This is a genomic window from Burkholderia sp. WP9 (genome assembly GCF_900104795.1).
In the GTDB taxonomy this organism is placed as follows: Bacteria; Pseudomonadota; Gammaproteobacteria; order Burkholderiales; family Burkholderiaceae; genus Paraburkholderia.
This window is the reverse complement of the sequence record NZ_FNTG01000001.1, coordinates 1,997,793-2,015,230: the sequence shown is the minus strand read 5'-3', so window position 1 is coordinate 2,015,230 and position 17,438 is coordinate 1,997,793. Positions and strand designations below refer to the sequence as shown.

Genomic DNA, 17,438 nt, shown 5'->3' with positions numbered 1-17,438 from the left:
ATGGATCAACAAGAAATAACAAAATCGAAACCTGAGAGCTTGCCCGAGGGGCTGACGCTGCGTGCGTTGCGCGTGGCCGACACGGAGCAATTCCACGCCATGCAGCAGTTGCCGGGCGCGATGAACGGCAATCCGCATATGCCATATCGGACGGTGGCCAGCACGCGCGAGTACCTCGAAAAACTCGCGGCCCCGGAAATCGCGATCGCCGCGGTGATCGGCGACACGCTGGTCGGTGACGCGGAACTCACGCCTTTAAAGGGGCGCCGCGCGCATGCCGCTTCGCTCGGCATCGGTGTGCACGACGCATGGCAACGGCGCGGCATCGGTCAAGTACTGATGGCCGAACTGATCGACCTGGCTGACAACTGGCTCGGTCTGCGCCGCCTCGAACTGCATGTCTTCACCGATAACCACCCGGCGCTCGCGCTGTATCGCAAGTTCGGCTTCGAAATCGAAGCACATCAGCGCGGTGCGGTGTTGCGTCGCGGCGCGTTGATCGATTGCTATTTCATGGCACGGTTGCGTGAGCCGGCGCCGTGGATGTCGCCGGCACCGGCCGCCCATTTCGCAGCGGAATAAGACCATGAAAGAAGAAAGGTTGCCGGACGGCGGAGCGCATGACAAATGTATTATGGTGCGCGCGCTCGAATCGTCCGACATGGATGCGTTCGCGGAGATCATGAGCTTGCCTCGTGTGCGGCGTGGCACCCTGTCAGTCGGCTATCGCAGTCCTGAACAACTCGCGGCGTGGTACGAGCGGCGCCTCAAAAGCGGCGTGAACGTGTGCGCTGTTCTCGACGGCTGCGTGGTCGGCCACGCCGGGCTGGAGATTCACCGGCCGAGCCGCGCGCACTGCGCCCATATGGGGCTCGCCGTGCACGACGCGTATCATCGGCGCGGTGTCGGCTCGGCGCTTCTGCAAGCCTTGATCGACTGCGCAGACGGCTCGCTCGGTTTGCGCCGTATCGACCTCACGGTATTTTCCGATAACGCGCCAGCCATCGCGCTGTACCGCAAATTCGGCTTTGTCGAAGAGGGCTTCTCGCGCGCTTTTGCGATACGCGACGGCGTACTCGCGGACGTGCTGCACATGGCCCGCCTTGTCGACGCACCGAGCCTCCAGGCCATCTGAACGGGTTCATTGAGTGCCATTCTTCTTCATCGACCGCCCGGTATTCGCTTGGATCGTCGCGCTCGCCATTGTCGTGGCGGGCGCGCTGGCTATTCCGCAACTGCCGGTGGCGCAGTATCCGCGTCTTGCGCCACCGCGCATCGTGATTTCCGCCACCTATCCGGGCGCTTCGACTGAAGTCGTGGACGCGAACGTCGGCAGCATTATCGAGGAGAGTCTCGATGGCGCCGACAATATGCTGTATTACGAAACGACCAGCGACAACCTGGGCGAGCTCGAGATCGACGCGACTTTCGCGCCCGGCACCAATCCCGATCTCGCGCTGGTCGACATTCAGAACCGGCTCAAGCAGGTCGAACCGCGTTTGCCGCAACAGGTCGTGCAGCAGGGCATTACCGTGTTCAAGGCGGCCAACACGTTCCTGATGCTGGTGGCGCTCACCTCGACCGACGGCACGCGCGACTCCGTGCAATTGAGCGACTATCTGAGCCGCTACGTGTTGCGCGAACTGAAGCGCGCGCCGGGAGTGGGCTCGGCTCAACTGTGGGATGCCGACGAAGCGCTGCGTATCTGGCTCGATCCAATGAAGCTGCGTGAATACGGACTCGGCGCCGCCGAAGTGAACGCCGCCATTGCCGCGCAGAACGCGACCGTCACGGCCGGTACGCTCGGCGACGCGCCGTTCGTGCCGGGCCAGCAACTCACAGCCTCGGTGAACGTGAAGGGGCAATTGATCTCGCCCGCGGAATTCGGCCAGATCGTGCTGAAGGCGCGGCCGGACGGCTCGGCCGTGCGCCTGCGCGACGTGGCGCGGGTGGAAGTCGGGCGCGACAATTACTCGTTCTATTCGCGCCTGAACGGCAAGGCCGCGGCGACGGTCGGGATTCAGCTCGGGCCGCGCGGCAACGCACTCGAAACGTCGAACGCGATTCGCGCGCGGCTTGCCGAGTTATCGAAGGGATTGCCTTCGGGCGTCTCCATCGAAATCCCGTTCGACAACGCGCATTTCGTACAGATCGCGATTCATGAGGTGTTGGTCACGCTCGCGGAAGCAGTGGTGCTGGTGTTCTTCGTGATGTGGCTGTTCCTGCGCGATCTACGCTATACGCTGGTGCCCACCGTGGTGATTCCGGTCACGCTATTGGGCGCGTTTCTCGCCATGTACGCCTGCGGTCTGTCGATCAACGTGTTCACCCTGTTCGGCCTCGTGCTCGCCATCGGGATTCTCGTCGACGACGCGATCGTGGTGGTGGAGAGCGTACATCGCGTGATGGAAGAAGAGGGCTTGCCGCCACGGGAAGCCACGCGCAAGGCCATGTCGCAGATCGGCGGCGCGATCATAGGCGTGACGGCGGTGTTAACAGCGGTGTTCGTGCCGATGGCGTTTTTTCCCGGCGGCGTCGGCGGCATTTACCGGCAGTTTGCGGTGGCGATGATCGCGTCGATGCTGGTGTCGTCGTTCATGGCCTTGTCGTTGACGCCCGCACTCTGCGCGAACCTGCTGAAGGCGCATACGCAATCGGTGCGTCAACGCGATGCGCGTCGCGGCATTCCGGGTTTGGCCGCGCGCGCGGCGAGCCGCTTCACGGCCGGCTTCGATCGCGCCGCGCATGGCTATCGCGGGCTGACCGCGCGCACGCTGCGCCGTATTGGCCCGATGCTCGCGGTCTACGCGGTGCTGGTGGGTGTGTGCGGCTTGCTCTATTGGCAAATGCCAGGCGGTTTTTTGCCGAGCGAGGACGAAGGCCAGTTGCAGGTGATGGTGCAGTTGCCCGCGGGCGCCACGCAGGCTCGCACGCTGGCCGTGGTCGAGCGCGTGGAAAATATTCTGCACGCCGAGCCCGCCATCGCCAACGTGACGAGTGTGATCGGCTGGAGCTTTTCGGGCAGCGGTCAGAACGTTGCGATGGGCTTTGTCGAACTGAAGGACTGGGGCAAGCGCAATGTCGACGCGCTAGCCTTGCGCGACCGGCTCAACGCAAAGTTCGACCAGATTCTGGATGGCAATGTCGAGGCGCAGTTGCCGCCGTCAGTGCCGGGCGTCGGGCATTCGGACGGTTTCGTGTTTCGACTGGAAGATCGCGGCGGGGTGGGGCTCAACGCGCTGAAGGCCGCGCGCGAGCAACTGTTCACGCAGGCCAAGGCGAGTCCGGTGCTGGCCTCGGTGCACTTTCAGGATCTGCCTGACGCGCCGCGCGTCGAACTCATCGTCGACCGCGCAAAAGCGTATGCGCTCGGCGTGTCGTTCGATCGCATCGCGGACGTGCTCGGCAGCACCTTTGGCTCGACCTACATCGACGATTTCCCGGCGGGCGGCCGCATGCGCCGCGTGATGATCGCCGCCGACGCCGCCGCGCGCATGACCGAAGACGACCTGCTGGCGCTCGCGGTGCCCAACTCGACGGGCGGCATGGTGCCGCTCTCGGCTATCGCGACGCGTCAGTGGACGATCGGCCCCGTAATGCTGACGCGTTACAACGGTTATCCGTCGCTCGACGTGAGCGGTCACGCGGCGACCGGTTACAGCTCCGGCGCAGCCATGGCGGAGATGGAACGGCTCGCCGCCGCGCTGCCGGTCGGCGTCCAGTACGACTGGGTCGATGCGGCACGCGAGGAAACCTCGGCCGCGAAACTCACGCCGCTGTTGGTCGGCCTCTCGTTGTTAGCGGTATTCATGGCGCTCGCCGCGCTCTATGAAAGCTGGACGATCCCGTTGGCCGTGCTGATGGTGGTGCCGCTCGGCGTGATCGGCGCGGTTGCCGCGGTGCTGTTGCGCGGCCTGCCCAACGACGTGTACTTCAAGGTCGGCATGATCACGGTGATCGGCCTCGCGGCGAAGAACGCGATTCTGATCGTGCAGTTCGCCCGCGATCTGTATCAACGCGGCCTGCCGTTGACGCGTGCGGTGACCGAGGCGGCCGGTGCGCGCTTCAGGCCGATCGTGATGACCTCGGCGGCGTTTCTGCTCGGCGTCGTACCGTTGGTGGTGTCGAGCGGCGCGGGCGCGGAAAGCCGCCGCTCGATCGGCACGGGCGTATTCGGCGGGGTGCTGGCTGCCACAGTGTTCGGGCTGGTGTTCGCGCCGGTCGCGTTTCATGCGGTCGCGTCGCTCACGCATGGCCGGCGCCGGCTTGCGGAGTTGCATCGCAAGCGCGAGGCGCGGCGGGCACGCCGTGCTTCGCTCGAACGCGCGCCACTCGACGAATCGCCGACCGCCTGACGGCGTGCCGCCTGCGCGTTGTTCACCTATGCGTGATCCACCTGCATGATCCACGTGCATGGTCCACCTGCGGCGCCGCGCTCAACCGGCCGGCTGATGCGCCGCCGGAGCGGGGGTAGCGCCGGCCGGCGCCTGCGTATTGCTCGCCGACACGTGCGGTGCGGCAGGCATGCAGTCCGCACGATACTCGGTTTGCAGCCTGTGTTCAGCTTGTTCCAGGTCGCTCGGGTAGTTGTCGTCATCGTCGCTGGGTTGGTAGCCGACCGCTTCGAGTTCGCCGAGCTCGCGCATCAATTGCTTGTGCGTCACTTCGCCTTTCAATTGTTTGAACGGGTAGTCGTTGCATTGCTGCGGTGTGAGATGTGGCGCCGCCATGGCCGATGCGCTGCCGATCAGAAGAAGGGCGCTGAGCAGGGTTTTCGTTGCAAGTTTCATTTCCGATTTATCCACGAGAAGGTTTCATTTGTCCCGCGAGGAGGAGTTGCGGGCTGACATCAGGCTAGTGGAAGCGGCCTACCGGGAAAGCGTCGGGAAAATGAAACTTGTTTTATCGTCGCGTGGTTTTCCGGACTTTCACGGCCTCGCGGTGAACTTAAATTTTTCTTCATGAAGCGGATATCCATCCGCTAACCCCCCTCGCGTAGCCTGCATGCAGGCATTTGGGCGATGCGCCGGCATCCGTCGACCGCTCTCCCGTGCTCAGAACGCGCAAGCCGAATATGGCATCATGTCCTTCTACTGATAACCTGTCGCGCCGGCCGCTTGCATCGTTTGAGCTGGCTGCGGCGCATGCAATGATCATGTCGCGAGTATTGACGATCGAAGACGATGAAATTACCGCGAATGAAATTGTCGGTGAACTGAAAAGCCGTGGCTTCACCGTGGACTGGGTGGCCAACGGCCGGGACGGCATGGCCCGCGCGATTAGCGAAGACTACGACGTGATCACGCTCGATCGCATGCTGCCCGGCGTGGATGGTCTGACGATACTGACCACCATGCGCAGCATCGGCATCCAGACGCCGGTGCTGATGTTAAGCGCGCTCGGCGACGTGGACGAGCGGGTGCGCGGGTTGCGCGCCGGCGGCGACGATTATCTGACCAAGCCTTTCGACCCCGAAGAGATGACCGCGCGGCTCGAAGTGTTGCTGCGCCGCAGTCAGACTTCGACTGCTCAACTCGAAACTCAATTGAGAGTCGGGCCGCTCGAACTCGACCTGATTTCGCGCAAGGTGCAGCGCGACGGCGAGGAAATCGCCCTGTTGCCCACCGAATACCGCGTGCTCGAATTCATGATGCGCCATGCGGGGCAGACCATCACGCGCACCATGTTGTTCGAAGCGGTATGGGGCTATCACTTCGATCCGGGCACCAATCTGATCGACGTGCACATGGGGCGCCTGCGCAAGAAAATCGACCCGCCCGGCGTGACGCCGATGATCCAGACCGTGCGGGGCTCGGGCTATATCCTCGCATGAGCACATTTTGATGGACACTTCCTTCCCGGCTCAGTCCGCGCTCGGGCGGCGCTGGCACTCCACCACCTTTCGCCTGCTTTCCGTCTACGCAGTCATCTTTTCGTTTTCCGTGATGCTGTTGCTGGGCTTCATCGGCTGGGCCGTGACCGGCGACATGGAGCGCGAGACCGATGTGGTGATGGATTGGCAACTGATCTACTTCGATTCGCTGCCTGATTCGGACCTTGCGGATGCGATTCACCGGCGCATCGAACATGAGCGCATGCACACCAATTACTACGGTCTGTTTGCCGCTGACGGCCGTCTGCTGGCCGGCGACGTGCTCGCGTATCCGGCCGCGTTGCCCACTAACCGGAGCGGCAAAACGCTCGATCTGACGCTTGCGCTGGGGCGCAACGATCAGGCGCCGGTGGTGCGCGCCATGGCCGAGCGGCGTAAGGACGGCTCGACGCTCGTGATCGCGCGCGACCTCACGCACATTCTGCGGATTCGCGAGACCATCATCAATGCGCTGGTGGGCGGCGGCGTATTCTGTCTGCTCGCCGGCGTGGCCGGCGGCCTCGCGATGAGCGTGCGGCAGATGCGCCGGCTGAAAGCGATCCGGCGCGTCACGCAGCGCATCGCGCAGGGTGATCTCGCGCAGCGTCTGCCGATCGGCGGACGTGACGAAGTGGATATGCTTGCGCATCTGGTGAATCATATGCTTGCCGAAGTCGAGCGTCTGATGAACGAAGTGAAGGGTGCGTGCGACGGCATCGCGCATGATCTGCGCACGCCGCTCGCGCATGTGCGAACCCTCCTTGCGCACGCGGCGGAGCGCACGGAAACGCTCGACGATGCCGCGCTCGCGAAACTGGTGGATCGCGCGCGCACTGAAACGGACGCGCTGCTCGACCGGTTTCGCGCCATGCTGCGCATCTCCGAGATCGGCACATTGCAGCGGCGCGGCGGGTTTGGCGAGACGCAACTCGAGACGCTGATCACCGAGGTCGGCGAACTTTACGAGCCGCTTGCCGAGAGTCGTTCGATCCGGCTTTCTGTCCATGTCCAGCCGGTGGATTCGATTTACGGCGACCGCGCGTTGCTCTTTGAAGCATTGAGCAATCTGGTGGACAACGCCATCAAGTTCACGCCCGAAGGCGGCGTGGTGCGTATGGAACTGCGGCAGACGGCAGCCGGGCCGCAGGTGGATATCGTCGACAACGGTCCAGGCATTGCCGCCGGCGAGCGCGATGCGGTGCTGCAGCGTTTCTATCGCGGCGAGAGCACGCGGCATCTGGCCGGCTCCGGACTGGGGCTGAGCATCGTCTCCGCGGTGATGCGGGTGCACGACTTCACCATGAAGATCGGTAATGCGCAACCAGGCACCCGGATATCCATCGAATGCTGGTCGAGCACGTTGGCGTGAGTCCTGTTTCTTTTTCTCGTTCCTGAAGGGTAGTGAATGCGTGTTCTCTTCGTGGGTCCTGCTCATCCGGAAGCTGCGTGGCTTTTCAAGGCGCTTCAAGAGAGCGCGCACAGTTTGCAGCGTGCCGATGATCTGCGCGATGGGGTCTTTCTCGCGACTCAGGAACCCTTCGATACGATCGTTTTGATGGTGCTGGAAGTTGGTTTTTATCCCACCCTGCTGCAGTTCATTGGGGAGTTTGCCGCGGCGCGCAGTGGCGCGGCGATCGTCGCCGTGCTGGGAGCGGCTACCGCCCAGGATCGCACCAAGGTCTTGCGCGCCGGCGCGGATGCCTGTTTCTGTCAACCTTATTCATTCATTGAAATGCATGAGCGGTTGCAGGCTTTGCAGCGTATTGGCGTGGCACGGGTGGCGTTTGGCGGTTCTGGTCCCACTTCGTTTTCTCCGGTTCTGAATGCTGCCGATGAACCTTCTCTCGACGCGGCTACGCGGGAGCTCGTTTTTGGCGGGCGGAGGGTCGCTGTTACTCGTAGGGAGTTTCTGCTGCTCGAGTGCCTGATCAGGCAGGTGAATGCGCCCGTGGCACGGGATCAGCTTATTCGGTATGCCTGGCCGGAGAAGGAGGATGTCGATCCTTCGAGTGTCAATCTTGTCGTTTCCCGGTTGAGGAGAAAACTTTTGGGTGATTTGCCCGAGGTCAGGATTGAGACGGTCAGTCGGTTTGGGTATCAGGTTTCGGTTTGACGCCGGTGACAGGTTGGTCTCTTTTTCACGCATTCCTTCCGTTTTCTCCGATCCGCCATTACGGCCTGAGTCAATGATCTGTTCATGAAAATCCAACGCATTAATTGAAAGTCTGTCTTGCAGGCGTGGTGATTTCTGATCCCGATATATTCGTGGCGTGGTCGCATACATCGTAGTGTGATCGCTTTTGTCAGGCATCCTCAATTAAATGAAAGGTGATTCATGAATCAGAAGATGAAGCTGGTGCGTCTGGTCGGGGCACTGTTTTGCGTCGGCATCGCATCCTCCGCGCATGCGCAGAGCAGCGTTTCTCTCTACGGAATTCTCGATACGGGTATCGACTTTGCCAGCAACGTCAATGGCAACCGTCTCTACCAAATGGCCAGTGGTGTCAGCGCCGGCAGCCGTTGGGGGCTCAGAGGCAAGGAGGATCTCGGGGGTGGCCTGTCCGCCATTTTCGATCTTGAGAGTGGTTTCAATTCGACCAATGGCAGCCTCGGCAGCGGACTCGCTTTCTCGCGTAATGCCTACGTGGGAATCGCCAGTCAGACGGCCGGCACTATCACCCTCGGGCGGCAGTGGGATCCGATCGTCGATCTGATCGAACCGTTCTCGCTCAACGATAGCTATGGCGGCTGGTATTTCTCCCACCCCAACGACATGGATAACCTCGATAACGGCTTCGCGATCAGCAACGCCGTGAAGTACACGAGTCCCACTATCGGCGGCTTCACCGGCGAAGCGCTCTATTCGTTCGGCGGTCAGGCGGGGCAGTTCTCGAATAATGCGGCTTATAGCGCGGCGGCCTCGTACACGAACGGGCCGTTCTCCATTGGCGCGGGCTATCTGCGCGTGAACGATCCCGAGGAGTCGATCCAGAGTTATCAGAACGGCTCGGGATTTACCAATGCGGTGTACGGCAACTATCTGGCCAATGCGCGCAGTCAGGGCATCTTTGCCGCGGGTGCTTCGTATCAACTCGGCAAGTTCAAGGTAATGGGTAACTTCACCAACGTCGATTTTCAGCAGGGCGACGCGGGTCAGGATGTCAAATTCCAGAACTACGAATTCGCCGGCACTTTCGCGGCGACCAGTCAGCTCAATCTCGCAGCGGGCTATACCTACACGGATGGCAGGAATCACGCGACCGGTCAGGAGCCGAAGTATCAGCAGCTCAATCTGAGCGCGGAATACGAGTTGTCCAAACGCACCGCCGTGTATGCATTGGCCGCCCTGCAAAAGGCGAGCGGCGGCGCAGTGGCGCAAATTGCAGGCTTCGATCCGTCGTCTGACGGCAAGCAGGTGGTCGGCCGGGTTGGCGTGCGGCACTCGTTCTAGGGCTGAAGCTGTTGGCAGAAAGAGCGCGCTAGCCGTAAGGTTAGCGCGCTCTTTTTTCTAGGAACCAAAATAGATGTTGCAAAAACTGGGTGGCCCGACGCAGTTGTCGGCAGTGCTAGAAGGTGCCGTCGCGCAACCGGATAACAGCAGGCCGGCGGCAACTGCGGCAGCGGCGAAACGGGTGGATCGTTTAATCGCGGTGCGAAAATTCATCGATATCGTTGGCGAGAAATTTGATCGTGCACTACAGGTATCTCAGTGCGCGTAAATCGTCGAATTCAGATACGCGAGTTGTCCGTCTTTCTCCGCGTGTACCAGTTCCCGGTAGACCTGAGCACGCGTCTTTTCACCGGTGGACTGGCCATAAGGTGGAATCCACGAGCCGGCGGCGTTGACCGCCGCGGTGCTATTCGCGGCCACTTGCATGGAGGGCGCGGCGGACTGCTGGTTTGCCGCAGTAGTCGATTGAGCGAAGGCTGAAGCCGTTGCGGTGGCGCCGATGAAAGCGATGGCGAGTGTCAGGGTTTTCATGTCGTAATCCTCACAAATCAGATTGGGTGAGACCGATGCGCGAACCTGGATGCGCTCGCGAATCGGTTGATGAGAAGGATAGACAACCGGGTTTAGCGGATCGGCGGTGTGTGCATGAAAAGATATTTATCCGTTGAAGCGTCTGTTAGCCGATGAATGGGTTGCCCGCAGTACGCATGTCATGAAGATAAAAAACGTTTCATTGAGCGACCGGTTTTGATCACGGGTGTGTCATTGCGGCTATCTACATTGCGGCTACCCGCACGGTGTGCGGGGTCGGTCTGGCGATGCGCGGACCGGCGCCTTCTCTTACCCGGAATCAGACATGAACAAAGCACTGGCAACCACTCTCGTCGCGCTGGCCGGCACCTTCTGCGCGGCAGCGCACGCGCAAAGCAGCGTGACACTCTACGGCACGCTCGATACGGGGCTCGACTACATCAGCAACCAGAAGGCGGGCACCGGCGGAAAAAGCAACTGGATGATGGAAAGCGGCAACGTAAGTACCGATCGTTGGGGGCTGCGCGGTAACGAGGATCTGGGCGGCGGACTGAGCGCAATCTTCGATCTCGAGAACGGTTTCAATATCGACAGTGGCAAGTTCTCCAACGGCGGGGATGAATTCGGCCGGCAGGCGTGGGTCGGTATCGCGAGTACGCAGTGGGGTAGCGTGACAATGGGCCGGCAATACGACTTTCTGGTGGATTTCGTCGCACCGCTGTCCGCGACTGGTTCGGGTTTCGGCGGCAACATTGCAGATCACCCATTCGATAACGATAACCTCAACAACGATCTGCGCATGAACAATTCGGTGAAGTTGCGCAGCGCAACCTATGACGGCGTTACGTTGGGCGGCGCCTACGCGTTCAGTAACGCGGCGGGCGGCTTTAGCGACAACAACGCCTATAGCCTTGGTGCGCAATGGGCGGGCGGCCCGTTCAATCTGGCGGTCGCCTATCTGCAGGCTAACCAGCCGGGCGGTGTCAATCAGCCCAATAATACGGGCGGCGCGCTGAGCAGCAGCGACGGCGATGCGACCTTGACCGGCGCGCGTCAACGCATTCTGGGGGCGGCGGGGCGGTACACGTTCGGCGCCGCGACGGTCGGCCTCGTCTTCACGCGCACAATGCTCGACGACCCGCACCAGATCACGCAAGGCGGTGTCTATTCCACGCTCAACGGCGATCTGCTGACCTTCAATAACTATGAACTGAACGCGCGCTATGCAGTCACCCCCGCGTTTATGCTCGGTGGTTCTTATACATTGACCGATGGGCATTTCAGTGACGCCGGCAAGAGTGTCTCTCCGAGATGGAATCAGTTCATGCTGCAGGCGGACTACGCGCTGTCGCGCCGCACCGATCTGTATCTGGAGGGCGTGTATCAACGCGTCTCGGGCGCGGACGGCATCGCAGTGCTAGCCAATGCCTCGATTTATTCATTGGCGGCTTCTTCGAATGATCGCCAGGCCGTGGTCGCGGTCGGAATGCGGCACAGGTTCTGAGCGTAGCGCGGGGATTGCCCGCTCGACGGAAACGCAAGATTCGCCGGCAACGAGCCGGCGACTTCTCCATGCGCTGTTGTTCGCGTCAACTCGTGGCGCCGGCAACGCTTACCCTGGCAGCCTGCACTCGCACTTGCGTTGCTCCATTGTCATGCGGGCTGCTGACGCCCTCGGCCGACCAGCCGCCGCCCAATGCTTCGATCAGCCGCACGGAAGCCTGCAAACGCCGCGTATCGAGGTTCAGCGCGGCGATCTGCGTGTTGAGTTCGGTGGTCTGCGCGGTCACCACGTCCAGATAGCTGACGACACCGTCCCGATAGCGCGACATTGAAAGCGTCAAGGTGCGTTGCGCGGCGATGAGCGCCGCGTTCTGTTGCGTGGCTTCGTCGCCGAGATGGTGCAGTTGCGCGAGGCTGTCTTCGACTTGCTGGAAAGCGAGCAGCACGGTGGCCTTGTACTTCGCGCCATTCTCCGCGAGCCTGGCGCGAGCCTGCTCGGTCATCGCGGCCCGGCGGCCACCGTCGAACAGCGTGAACACGAGGCTCGGCCCGACCGACCAGATTTCGTTTGGCGCCATGAGCCAGGGCGAGAGCGTGTCGCTCTGATAGCCGCCGTCGAGGCCGAGCGAAATATCCGGGAAAAACGCGGCTTTGGCGACGCCGATCTGCGCGTTCGCCTGGGCAACGCGTCGTTCGGCCGCGGCGATGTCGGGCCGCCGTTGCAGAAGCGCCGCCGGCACGCCGGTCGGAATGGACGGCAGGTAAGCCGAACCGGCCGCGGCGCCGAGCGTGAAGTTCGGTGCGGGTGCGCCGGTCAGGCTCGCGATGGCGTGTTCGTAGAGCGCGCGCCGCGCGGCGATGTCGTCGGCGGACGCGCGCGCCGTGTCGAGCTGTGTCTGCGCGCGCGACACGTCGAGGTCCGACGCGATGCCGCCGGCGTGCCGGCTTAGCGTGAGCTTGAGAGCACGCTGATAAGTGTCGATCGTATCGCCGAGCAGTTGCTGTTGGGCGTCGAGTCCTCGCAAGTTGAAATAGGCACTCGCGAGGTTCGCCTGCAGGCTGAGGCGTACAGATTCCAGATCGGCCTCGCTGGCTTGCATCGCTGCGCGTCCGGCGGCAACTTCATTGCGAATTTTTCCCCACAGGTCGAGGTCGTAGGCGATGCCGACATCGACGGTATTGGCGCCGTACGCGGAAGGTTGTCCCGCGCCACGCAGCGGCCGGTTATCCGACTGGCGCTGACGTTCGACGGACGCTTCGGCGCCGATCGTCGGGAACAAACCCGACCGGGCTTGCGCGAGGTAGGCCGTGGCTTCGTCGTGGCGCGCCATGGCCGCAGCCACGTCCGGATTGGCGGCCGCCACCTGTTTTTCGAGGCGGTCGAGCACGGGGTCCCGATACACGCTCCACCATGCATTGCGCGGCACCCGGTCGGCGGGGCGAGCGAGTTGCCAGGGGCCGCTTTCCTTGAACGTCGCCGGGATGCTGGTCGCCGGCGTGTGATAGGTCGGCGCGAACGAGCAGCCGCTCAGCATCGCCGCGGCCGCCAGTGCCATGCATAGACGGCGTTTATCCATGGGTGCTCTCCGTCGCGCGCCGGCCCGCCAGGGCAGTGTCGCTCGTGCCGCTCGTGCCGCTTGCGGTGCTCTGCAGGCGCACTTCATCACCCGACGCGATGGAGTCGGGCGGATTGTCGATCACGCGATCAGTGGCATTCAAACCCGATGCGATTTCCACATGCGTGCCGAGATCGGTCGCGATCGATACGGGTTTGAGTAGCGCGCGATTGTCCTTGCCGACCACGGCGACCTGCAAACCGTTCTGCCGGAAGATCAACGAACTCGCCGGAATCGACAACGCGTGCGCATTGGCCGGCAAGGCGAAGTGCACCTCGGTGTACTCGCCGGGGATCAGGACGCCGTCGTGATTGTCGACCGCGAGCTGGACGAGCAGGGTGCCCGAAGAGGGCGTGATGGCGTCGTCCGTGTCGACCAGCTTCGCATCGAATTTCACGCCCGGACGCTCAGGAACGGTCAGCGTGGCGTTCATGCCGGGCTGGATGGCGGCCGCTTCATCTTGCGGCACACTCACGTAGACGCGCAGCCGGCGCGCGTCGGACACCGAGAACAGCTCGGGCCCATTGCCGCCGCCCGCATTGATGAGCGCGCCGATGTCTGTCGTGCGGGCGGTGACGATTCCGTCGAACGGCGCCGTAATACGCTTGAAGGATTCGAGCGCTTCGAGGCGCCGCACGTTGGCCTCGTTGGCGGCGACGGTCGCCTGTTTGGCGACGAGATCGCTGGTCTTTTCATCCGCTTCCTGCTGCGAGACGGAGTCCTGCTGCAACATCTGCGTCCAGCGGCGCGCGGTGGACGCCGCGAGTTTTTCGTTGGCCACCGAGTTCTGCAAGTCGGCACGCGCCTGCTGCAATTGCTGATCGAGATCGGGTGTATCGATGTCGGCAAGCAACTGACCGGCTCTGACATGCGTGCCGATGTCCGCGTACCACGCATGCAGATAGCCCGACACGCGCGCATAGATCGGCGCGTTGACGAAGGCGGACAGGCGGCCTGGCAGCACCAGCGTCGGTGCGGCGAGATCGTGCTTCGGGGTATAGGCCACCACGGTGGGCACGGCTTGCTGGGCCGACCAGGTGGTCAGTTCCTGCTTCGCATGCACGCGGCTGGCAATGCCGCTTGCCACGACGCCCGCCGCCGCCAGCAGCGCGACGATACCGGCGAGCTTCAGGTGACGCAGCCGTTTCGGCGAATTGATCTCGATCTCAGTGGACATGATGCACTCCGGGTTCGGAAGAAGAGGGGTCTGGAGAGGGGCGGTGAACCGCGGCGTCGCGCCGGTGCACGATGCTGAAAACGACGGGTACGAACAGCAGCGTGGCGAACGTTGCGCAAAGCAGGCCGCCGATCACGGCGCGGCCGAGCGGCGCGTTCTGTTCGCCGCCATCGCCGAGACCGAGCGCCATGGGCGCCATGCCGATGATCATCGCCAGCGCGGTCATCAGGACCGGGCGAAAGCGCGTGAAGCCCGCTTCCATGGCCGCGACGAGGGCATTGCCGTTAATGGCCAGCCGCTCACGCGCGAAGCTCACGACCAGAATGCTGTTGGCGGTCGCCACGCCCATGCAGAGAATCGCGCCGGTCAACGCAGGCACCGAGAGCGGCGTGTGCGTGGCGAACAACATCCACACAATGCCGGCCAGAGCCGCCGGCAATGCGGTGACGATCACGAACGCGTCGCTCCATGAATGGAAGTTCACGACGATCAGCAGATAGATCAGCACAATCGCGCCGACCAGACCTAGCGACAGACCGAGGAACGCGCTATTCATCGTCTGGACCTGGCCGCGCAGCGTGACGATGGAACCCTTGGGCACGTCGTTCGCGGTCGAGCGCAGAATGTGCTGGATCTTCGCCGCCACGGCGCCGAGATCCTGACCTTGCGTTGTCGCGAACACGTCGTAGAGCGGTTCGATGTCGTAGTGCGAGACCACCGCATTGCCCACCCCGCGTGTAATCGTCGCAATGCCGCCGAGAATCTGCGCCTGGCCGCTCTTGCCCGTGACGGGCAGATTGTTCAGATTCGATAGAGACGTCATGCGATATTGCGGCGTCTGCGCGACGATCGGGTATGACACACCGTTCTTCGGATTGAGCCAGTACGTCGGCGATACCTGACTCGTGCCGGACAGGCTCGCCACCACGGAGTTGGTGACATCCTGTTCGGTGATGCCGAGCTGATCGGCGCGCGAACGATCCACTGAGACGGTGAATTGCGGATATGTCGACGCCTGTTGCATACGGGTATCGGCAATGCCGGGAATCATGCGCATGCGGCGCAGCACTTCGCTTGCGTACTGGTGATTGGCGGCCTGGTTCGGGCCCGCAACCTGCAGATCGATTGGCGCGGGTGCGCCGAAATTCAGAATCTGGCTGACGATATCGGCCGGCAGAAATGCAAACGTCGTGCCCGGGAACTGGCGTGGCAAGGTTTCACGCAACGCGCGCACGAAGTCCGCGGTGGGGCGATGATTTTCGTTCAGCGAAATCAGAATGTCGCCGTCTTGCGGGCCGATCGTGCCGCTATTGTTATAGGTCAGGTTGATGCCGCTGTTCGGCAAGCCGATGTTGTCGATGATGCTGCGCAACTGGTCTGGTGGAATGGCGCGGCGCACCGCGTTTTCGATCAGATCGAATTGCGCCGCGGTATCTTCGATCCGCGTGCCGACCGGCGCCCGCACGTGAATGGCGATTTCGCCGGAGTCGATGTCCGGGAAGAAATTGCGGCCGAGCCACGGAGCGAGCAGGAACGACGCTCCGACCACGATCAGAAAGCCCGTCACGAAGCGCTTGCGATGGGTGAGCGCGAGGCCGAGCACGATCCGATAAACGCCGCGCACGCGTTCGAAGCGATGTTCGAAGCCGCGCTGGAAGCGCACCAGCGGATTTCGCGAGGGCGCCGCGTGGGCATCGCCGCCATGCGGGGCCATCGTCGCGGCCAGTTCGCCGGAAGCGTGGCCGCCCGACGCATGCGCGCGCAGCAGGTATTGCGCCATCATCGGCACGAAGGTGCGCGAAAGGATGAAGGACGCGATCATGGCGAAGATCACGGCCTCGGCCATCGGCACGAACAGGAAGCGCGCAATGCCATCGAGCAGCAGCATCGGCACGAACACGATGCAGATGCACAGCAGCGACACGAACGCGGGCGCGACGATCTGCGCGGCGCCGTCGAGAATCGCGCTCTTGACGTCCTTGCCTTGCTCCAGATGCCAATTGATGTTTTCGATCGTAACGGTGGCATCGTCGACCAGAATGCCGACGGCCAATGCAAGGCCGCCCAGCGTCATGACATTGAGCGTCTCGCCCATTGCCGCGAGTCCGGCAATCGCCGCCAGCACGGCAAGCGGGATCGATGCCGCGATGATCAGCGTGGAGCGCCAACTGCCGAGAAACAGCAGGATCATCAGCGAGGTGAGCGCGGCGGCGATCACGCCCTCGCGCGCCACACCGCTCACGGCGCCTTTCACGAAGGTCGATTGATCGCCCATCGTGACGAGTTTGAGTCCCGCTGGCAACGTGGCCTCGATACGCGGCAGTTGTGCCTTCACGCCGGAGATGATGTCCAGCGTGGAAGCGGAACCGTTCTTGAGGATGCTCATCAGGACCGCGCGGTGTCCGTCCACGCGCACCACGTTGCCTTGTGGCGGATAGCCGTCGCGCACGTGCGCCACGTCGCGGATATAGATCGTGGCGCCGTCCACCGTCTTGATCGGCAGCGCGTTCAGTTCGTCGAGCGCGAGCGGACTGTTGTTCAGTTTGATGTTGTATTCGAAGCGGCCGATCTTCTCGGTGCCCGCCGGAATGATCTGATTCTGCTGCGCGAGTGCGGTGGCAACGTCGTTTGCCGAAAGTTTCTTCGCCTGCAAGGCCTGCGGATCCAGATCGATCTGCACTTCACGCGTCTTGCCGCCGTACGGCGTCGGAATCGCCACGCCCGGTACGCTCAGCAATTGCGGGCGAATAAAATTGGTCGCGTAGTCGGCGAGTTTCTGTTCGTCGAGCGTATTGCTGGTCAGCGCCAGTTGCAGCACCGGCACGGTGGAAGCGTTGTAGTTCAGGATCTGTGGCGGCGTGGTGCCGGGCGGCATTTGCTTGAGCACGGTCTGCGAGACGGAAGTCACCTGCGCGGTGGCGGTGCGGATATCCACGGTCGGCTGGAAGAATATCTTCACGATGCCGTAGCCGCGAAACGACTGCGACTCGATATGGGCGATGTCGTTGACGGTGGTGCCGAGCGTGCGTTCGTAATAGGTGACGATGCGCCCGGACATGTCGTCCGGTTGCAGGCCGGCGTAATTCCACACCACGCTGATCACGGGAATGCGGATGTCGGGAAAGATATCCGTCGGCGTGCGCAACGCGGCAAGCGGGCCGATCAACAGGATCAGCATCGCGAGCACGATGAACGTGTAGGGCCGGGTCAACGCTAACCGGACTATTTTCAACATCGAAGGCTGCTCCGTTCAAAGACGCGATTGAATCTGCGCGGGAGTGTGGCAAG

At 62.5% G+C, this 17,438-nt stretch carries 14 protein-coding genes; 9 read left to right on the top strand and 5 right to left on the bottom strand.

Annotation, left to right across the window (positions count from 1 at the left end; all coding sequences use genetic code 11):
• Genes BLW71_RS09000 through BLW71_RS08990 form a run of 3 tightly spaced genes read left to right on the top strand, consistent with a single transcriptional unit; the run spans position 1 to position 4,355 of the window.
• Positions 1 to 582 carry a GNAT family N-acetyltransferase gene (locus BLW71_RS09000; RefSeq protein ID WP_091795306.1) on the top strand — a complete coding sequence of 194 codons (582 nt, stop codon included), beginning with the start codon at positions 1 to 3 and terminating at the stop codon, positions 580 to 582.
• Positions 583 to 586: 4 nt separating this feature from the next.
• Positions 587 to 1,135: a GNAT family N-acetyltransferase gene (locus tag BLW71_RS08995; RefSeq protein ID WP_091795303.1), complete on the top strand. Its 549-nt coding sequence runs from the start codon at positions 587 to 589 to the stop codon at positions 1,133 to 1,135.
• Positions 1,136 to 1,148: 13 nt separating this feature from the next.
• Positions 1,149 to 4,355 (top strand): multidrug efflux RND transporter permease subunit, encoded by a 3,207-nt coding sequence (locus BLW71_RS08990; RefSeq protein ID WP_091795300.1) that lies wholly within the window; start codon positions 1,149 to 1,151, stop codon positions 4,353 to 4,355.
• An 81-nt stretch (positions 4,356 to 4,436) separates the two neighbouring features.
• On the opposite strand, the gene BLW71_RS08985 is transcribed toward BLW71_RS08990, so the two are convergent.
• Positions 4,437 to 4,790, bottom strand: coding sequence for a DUF4148 domain-containing protein (locus BLW71_RS08985; RefSeq protein WP_091795296.1), 354 nt, complete (start codon positions 4,788 to 4,790; stop codon positions 4,437 to 4,439).
• A 365-nt stretch (positions 4,791 to 5,155) separates the two neighbouring features.
• Here BLW71_RS08985 and BLW71_RS08980 point away from each other — a divergent pair, with 365 nt between their 5' ends.
• From BLW71_RS08980 to BLW71_RS41575, 5 genes are all read left to right on the top strand, one after another.
• Positions 5,156 to 5,833 carry a response regulator transcription factor gene (locus tag BLW71_RS08980; protein WP_091800641.1) on the top strand — a complete coding sequence of 226 codons (678 nt, stop codon included), beginning with the start codon at positions 5,156 to 5,158 and terminating at the stop codon, positions 5,831 to 5,833.
• A gap of 10 nt (positions 5,834 to 5,843) precedes the next feature.
• Complete coding sequence (locus tag BLW71_RS08975) at positions 5,844 to 7,241, top strand: HAMP domain-containing sensor histidine kinase (protein WP_091795293.1); 1,398 nt, start codon at positions 5,844 to 5,846, stop codon at positions 7,239 to 7,241.
• A 36-nt stretch (positions 7,242 to 7,277) separates the two neighbouring features.
• A complete protein-coding gene (locus tag BLW71_RS08970) occupies positions 7,278 to 7,985 on the top strand; it encodes a response regulator transcription factor (RefSeq protein WP_091795291.1) in 708 nt (235 codons plus the stop codon).
• A gap of 222 nt (positions 7,986 to 8,207) precedes the next feature.
• Positions 8,208 to 9,323, top strand: coding sequence for a porin (locus BLW71_RS08965; RefSeq protein ID WP_091795288.1), 1,116 nt, complete (start codon positions 8,208 to 8,210; stop codon positions 9,321 to 9,323).
• Between the two features lie 73 nt (positions 9,324 to 9,396).
• Entirely contained in the window at positions 9,397 to 9,591 is a 195-nt protein-coding gene (locus BLW71_RS41575; RefSeq protein ID WP_177204993.1) for a hypothetical protein, read from the top strand.
• Here BLW71_RS41575 and BLW71_RS08960 read toward each other — a convergent pair.
• Complete coding sequence (locus BLW71_RS08960) at positions 9,579 to 9,854, bottom strand: DUF4148 domain-containing protein (protein WP_091795286.1); 276 nt, start codon at positions 9,852 to 9,854, stop codon at positions 9,579 to 9,581. The two genes, BLW71_RS41575 and BLW71_RS08960, sit on opposite strands and share 13 nt — an antisense overlap.
• Before the next feature lie 325 nt (positions 9,855 to 10,179).
• On the opposite strand from BLW71_RS08960, the gene BLW71_RS08955 reads away from it, so the two are divergent.
• Complete coding sequence (locus BLW71_RS08955) at positions 10,180 to 11,358, top strand: porin (protein WP_091795284.1); 1,179 nt, start codon at positions 10,180 to 10,182, stop codon at positions 11,356 to 11,358.
• A gap of 85 nt (positions 11,359 to 11,443) precedes the next feature.
• Here the strand turns inward: BLW71_RS08955 and BLW71_RS08950 are convergent, their stop codons facing one another.
• Genes BLW71_RS08950 through BLW71_RS08940 form a run of 3 tightly spaced genes read right to left on the bottom strand, consistent with a single transcriptional unit; the run spans position 11,444 to position 17,385 of the window.
• Positions 11,444 to 12,934 (bottom strand): efflux transporter outer membrane subunit, encoded by a 1,491-nt coding sequence (locus BLW71_RS08950; protein ID WP_091795281.1) that lies wholly within the window; start codon positions 12,932 to 12,934, stop codon positions 11,444 to 11,446.
• Positions 12,927 to 14,150 carry an efflux RND transporter periplasmic adaptor subunit gene (locus BLW71_RS08945; protein ID WP_091795278.1) on the bottom strand — a complete coding sequence of 408 codons (1,224 nt, stop codon included), beginning with the start codon at positions 14,148 to 14,150 and terminating at the stop codon, positions 12,927 to 12,929. Before BLW71_RS08945 ends, BLW71_RS08950 begins: the two co-directional genes overlap by 8 nt.
• Positions 14,140 to 17,385 carry an efflux RND transporter permease subunit gene (locus BLW71_RS08940; protein WP_091795275.1) on the bottom strand — a complete coding sequence of 1,082 codons (3,246 nt, stop codon included), beginning with the start codon at positions 17,383 to 17,385 and terminating at the stop codon, positions 14,140 to 14,142. The genes BLW71_RS08945 and BLW71_RS08940 overlap by 11 nt, the downstream gene beginning before the upstream one ends.
• Positions 17,386 to 17,438 lie beyond the last annotated feature (53 nt).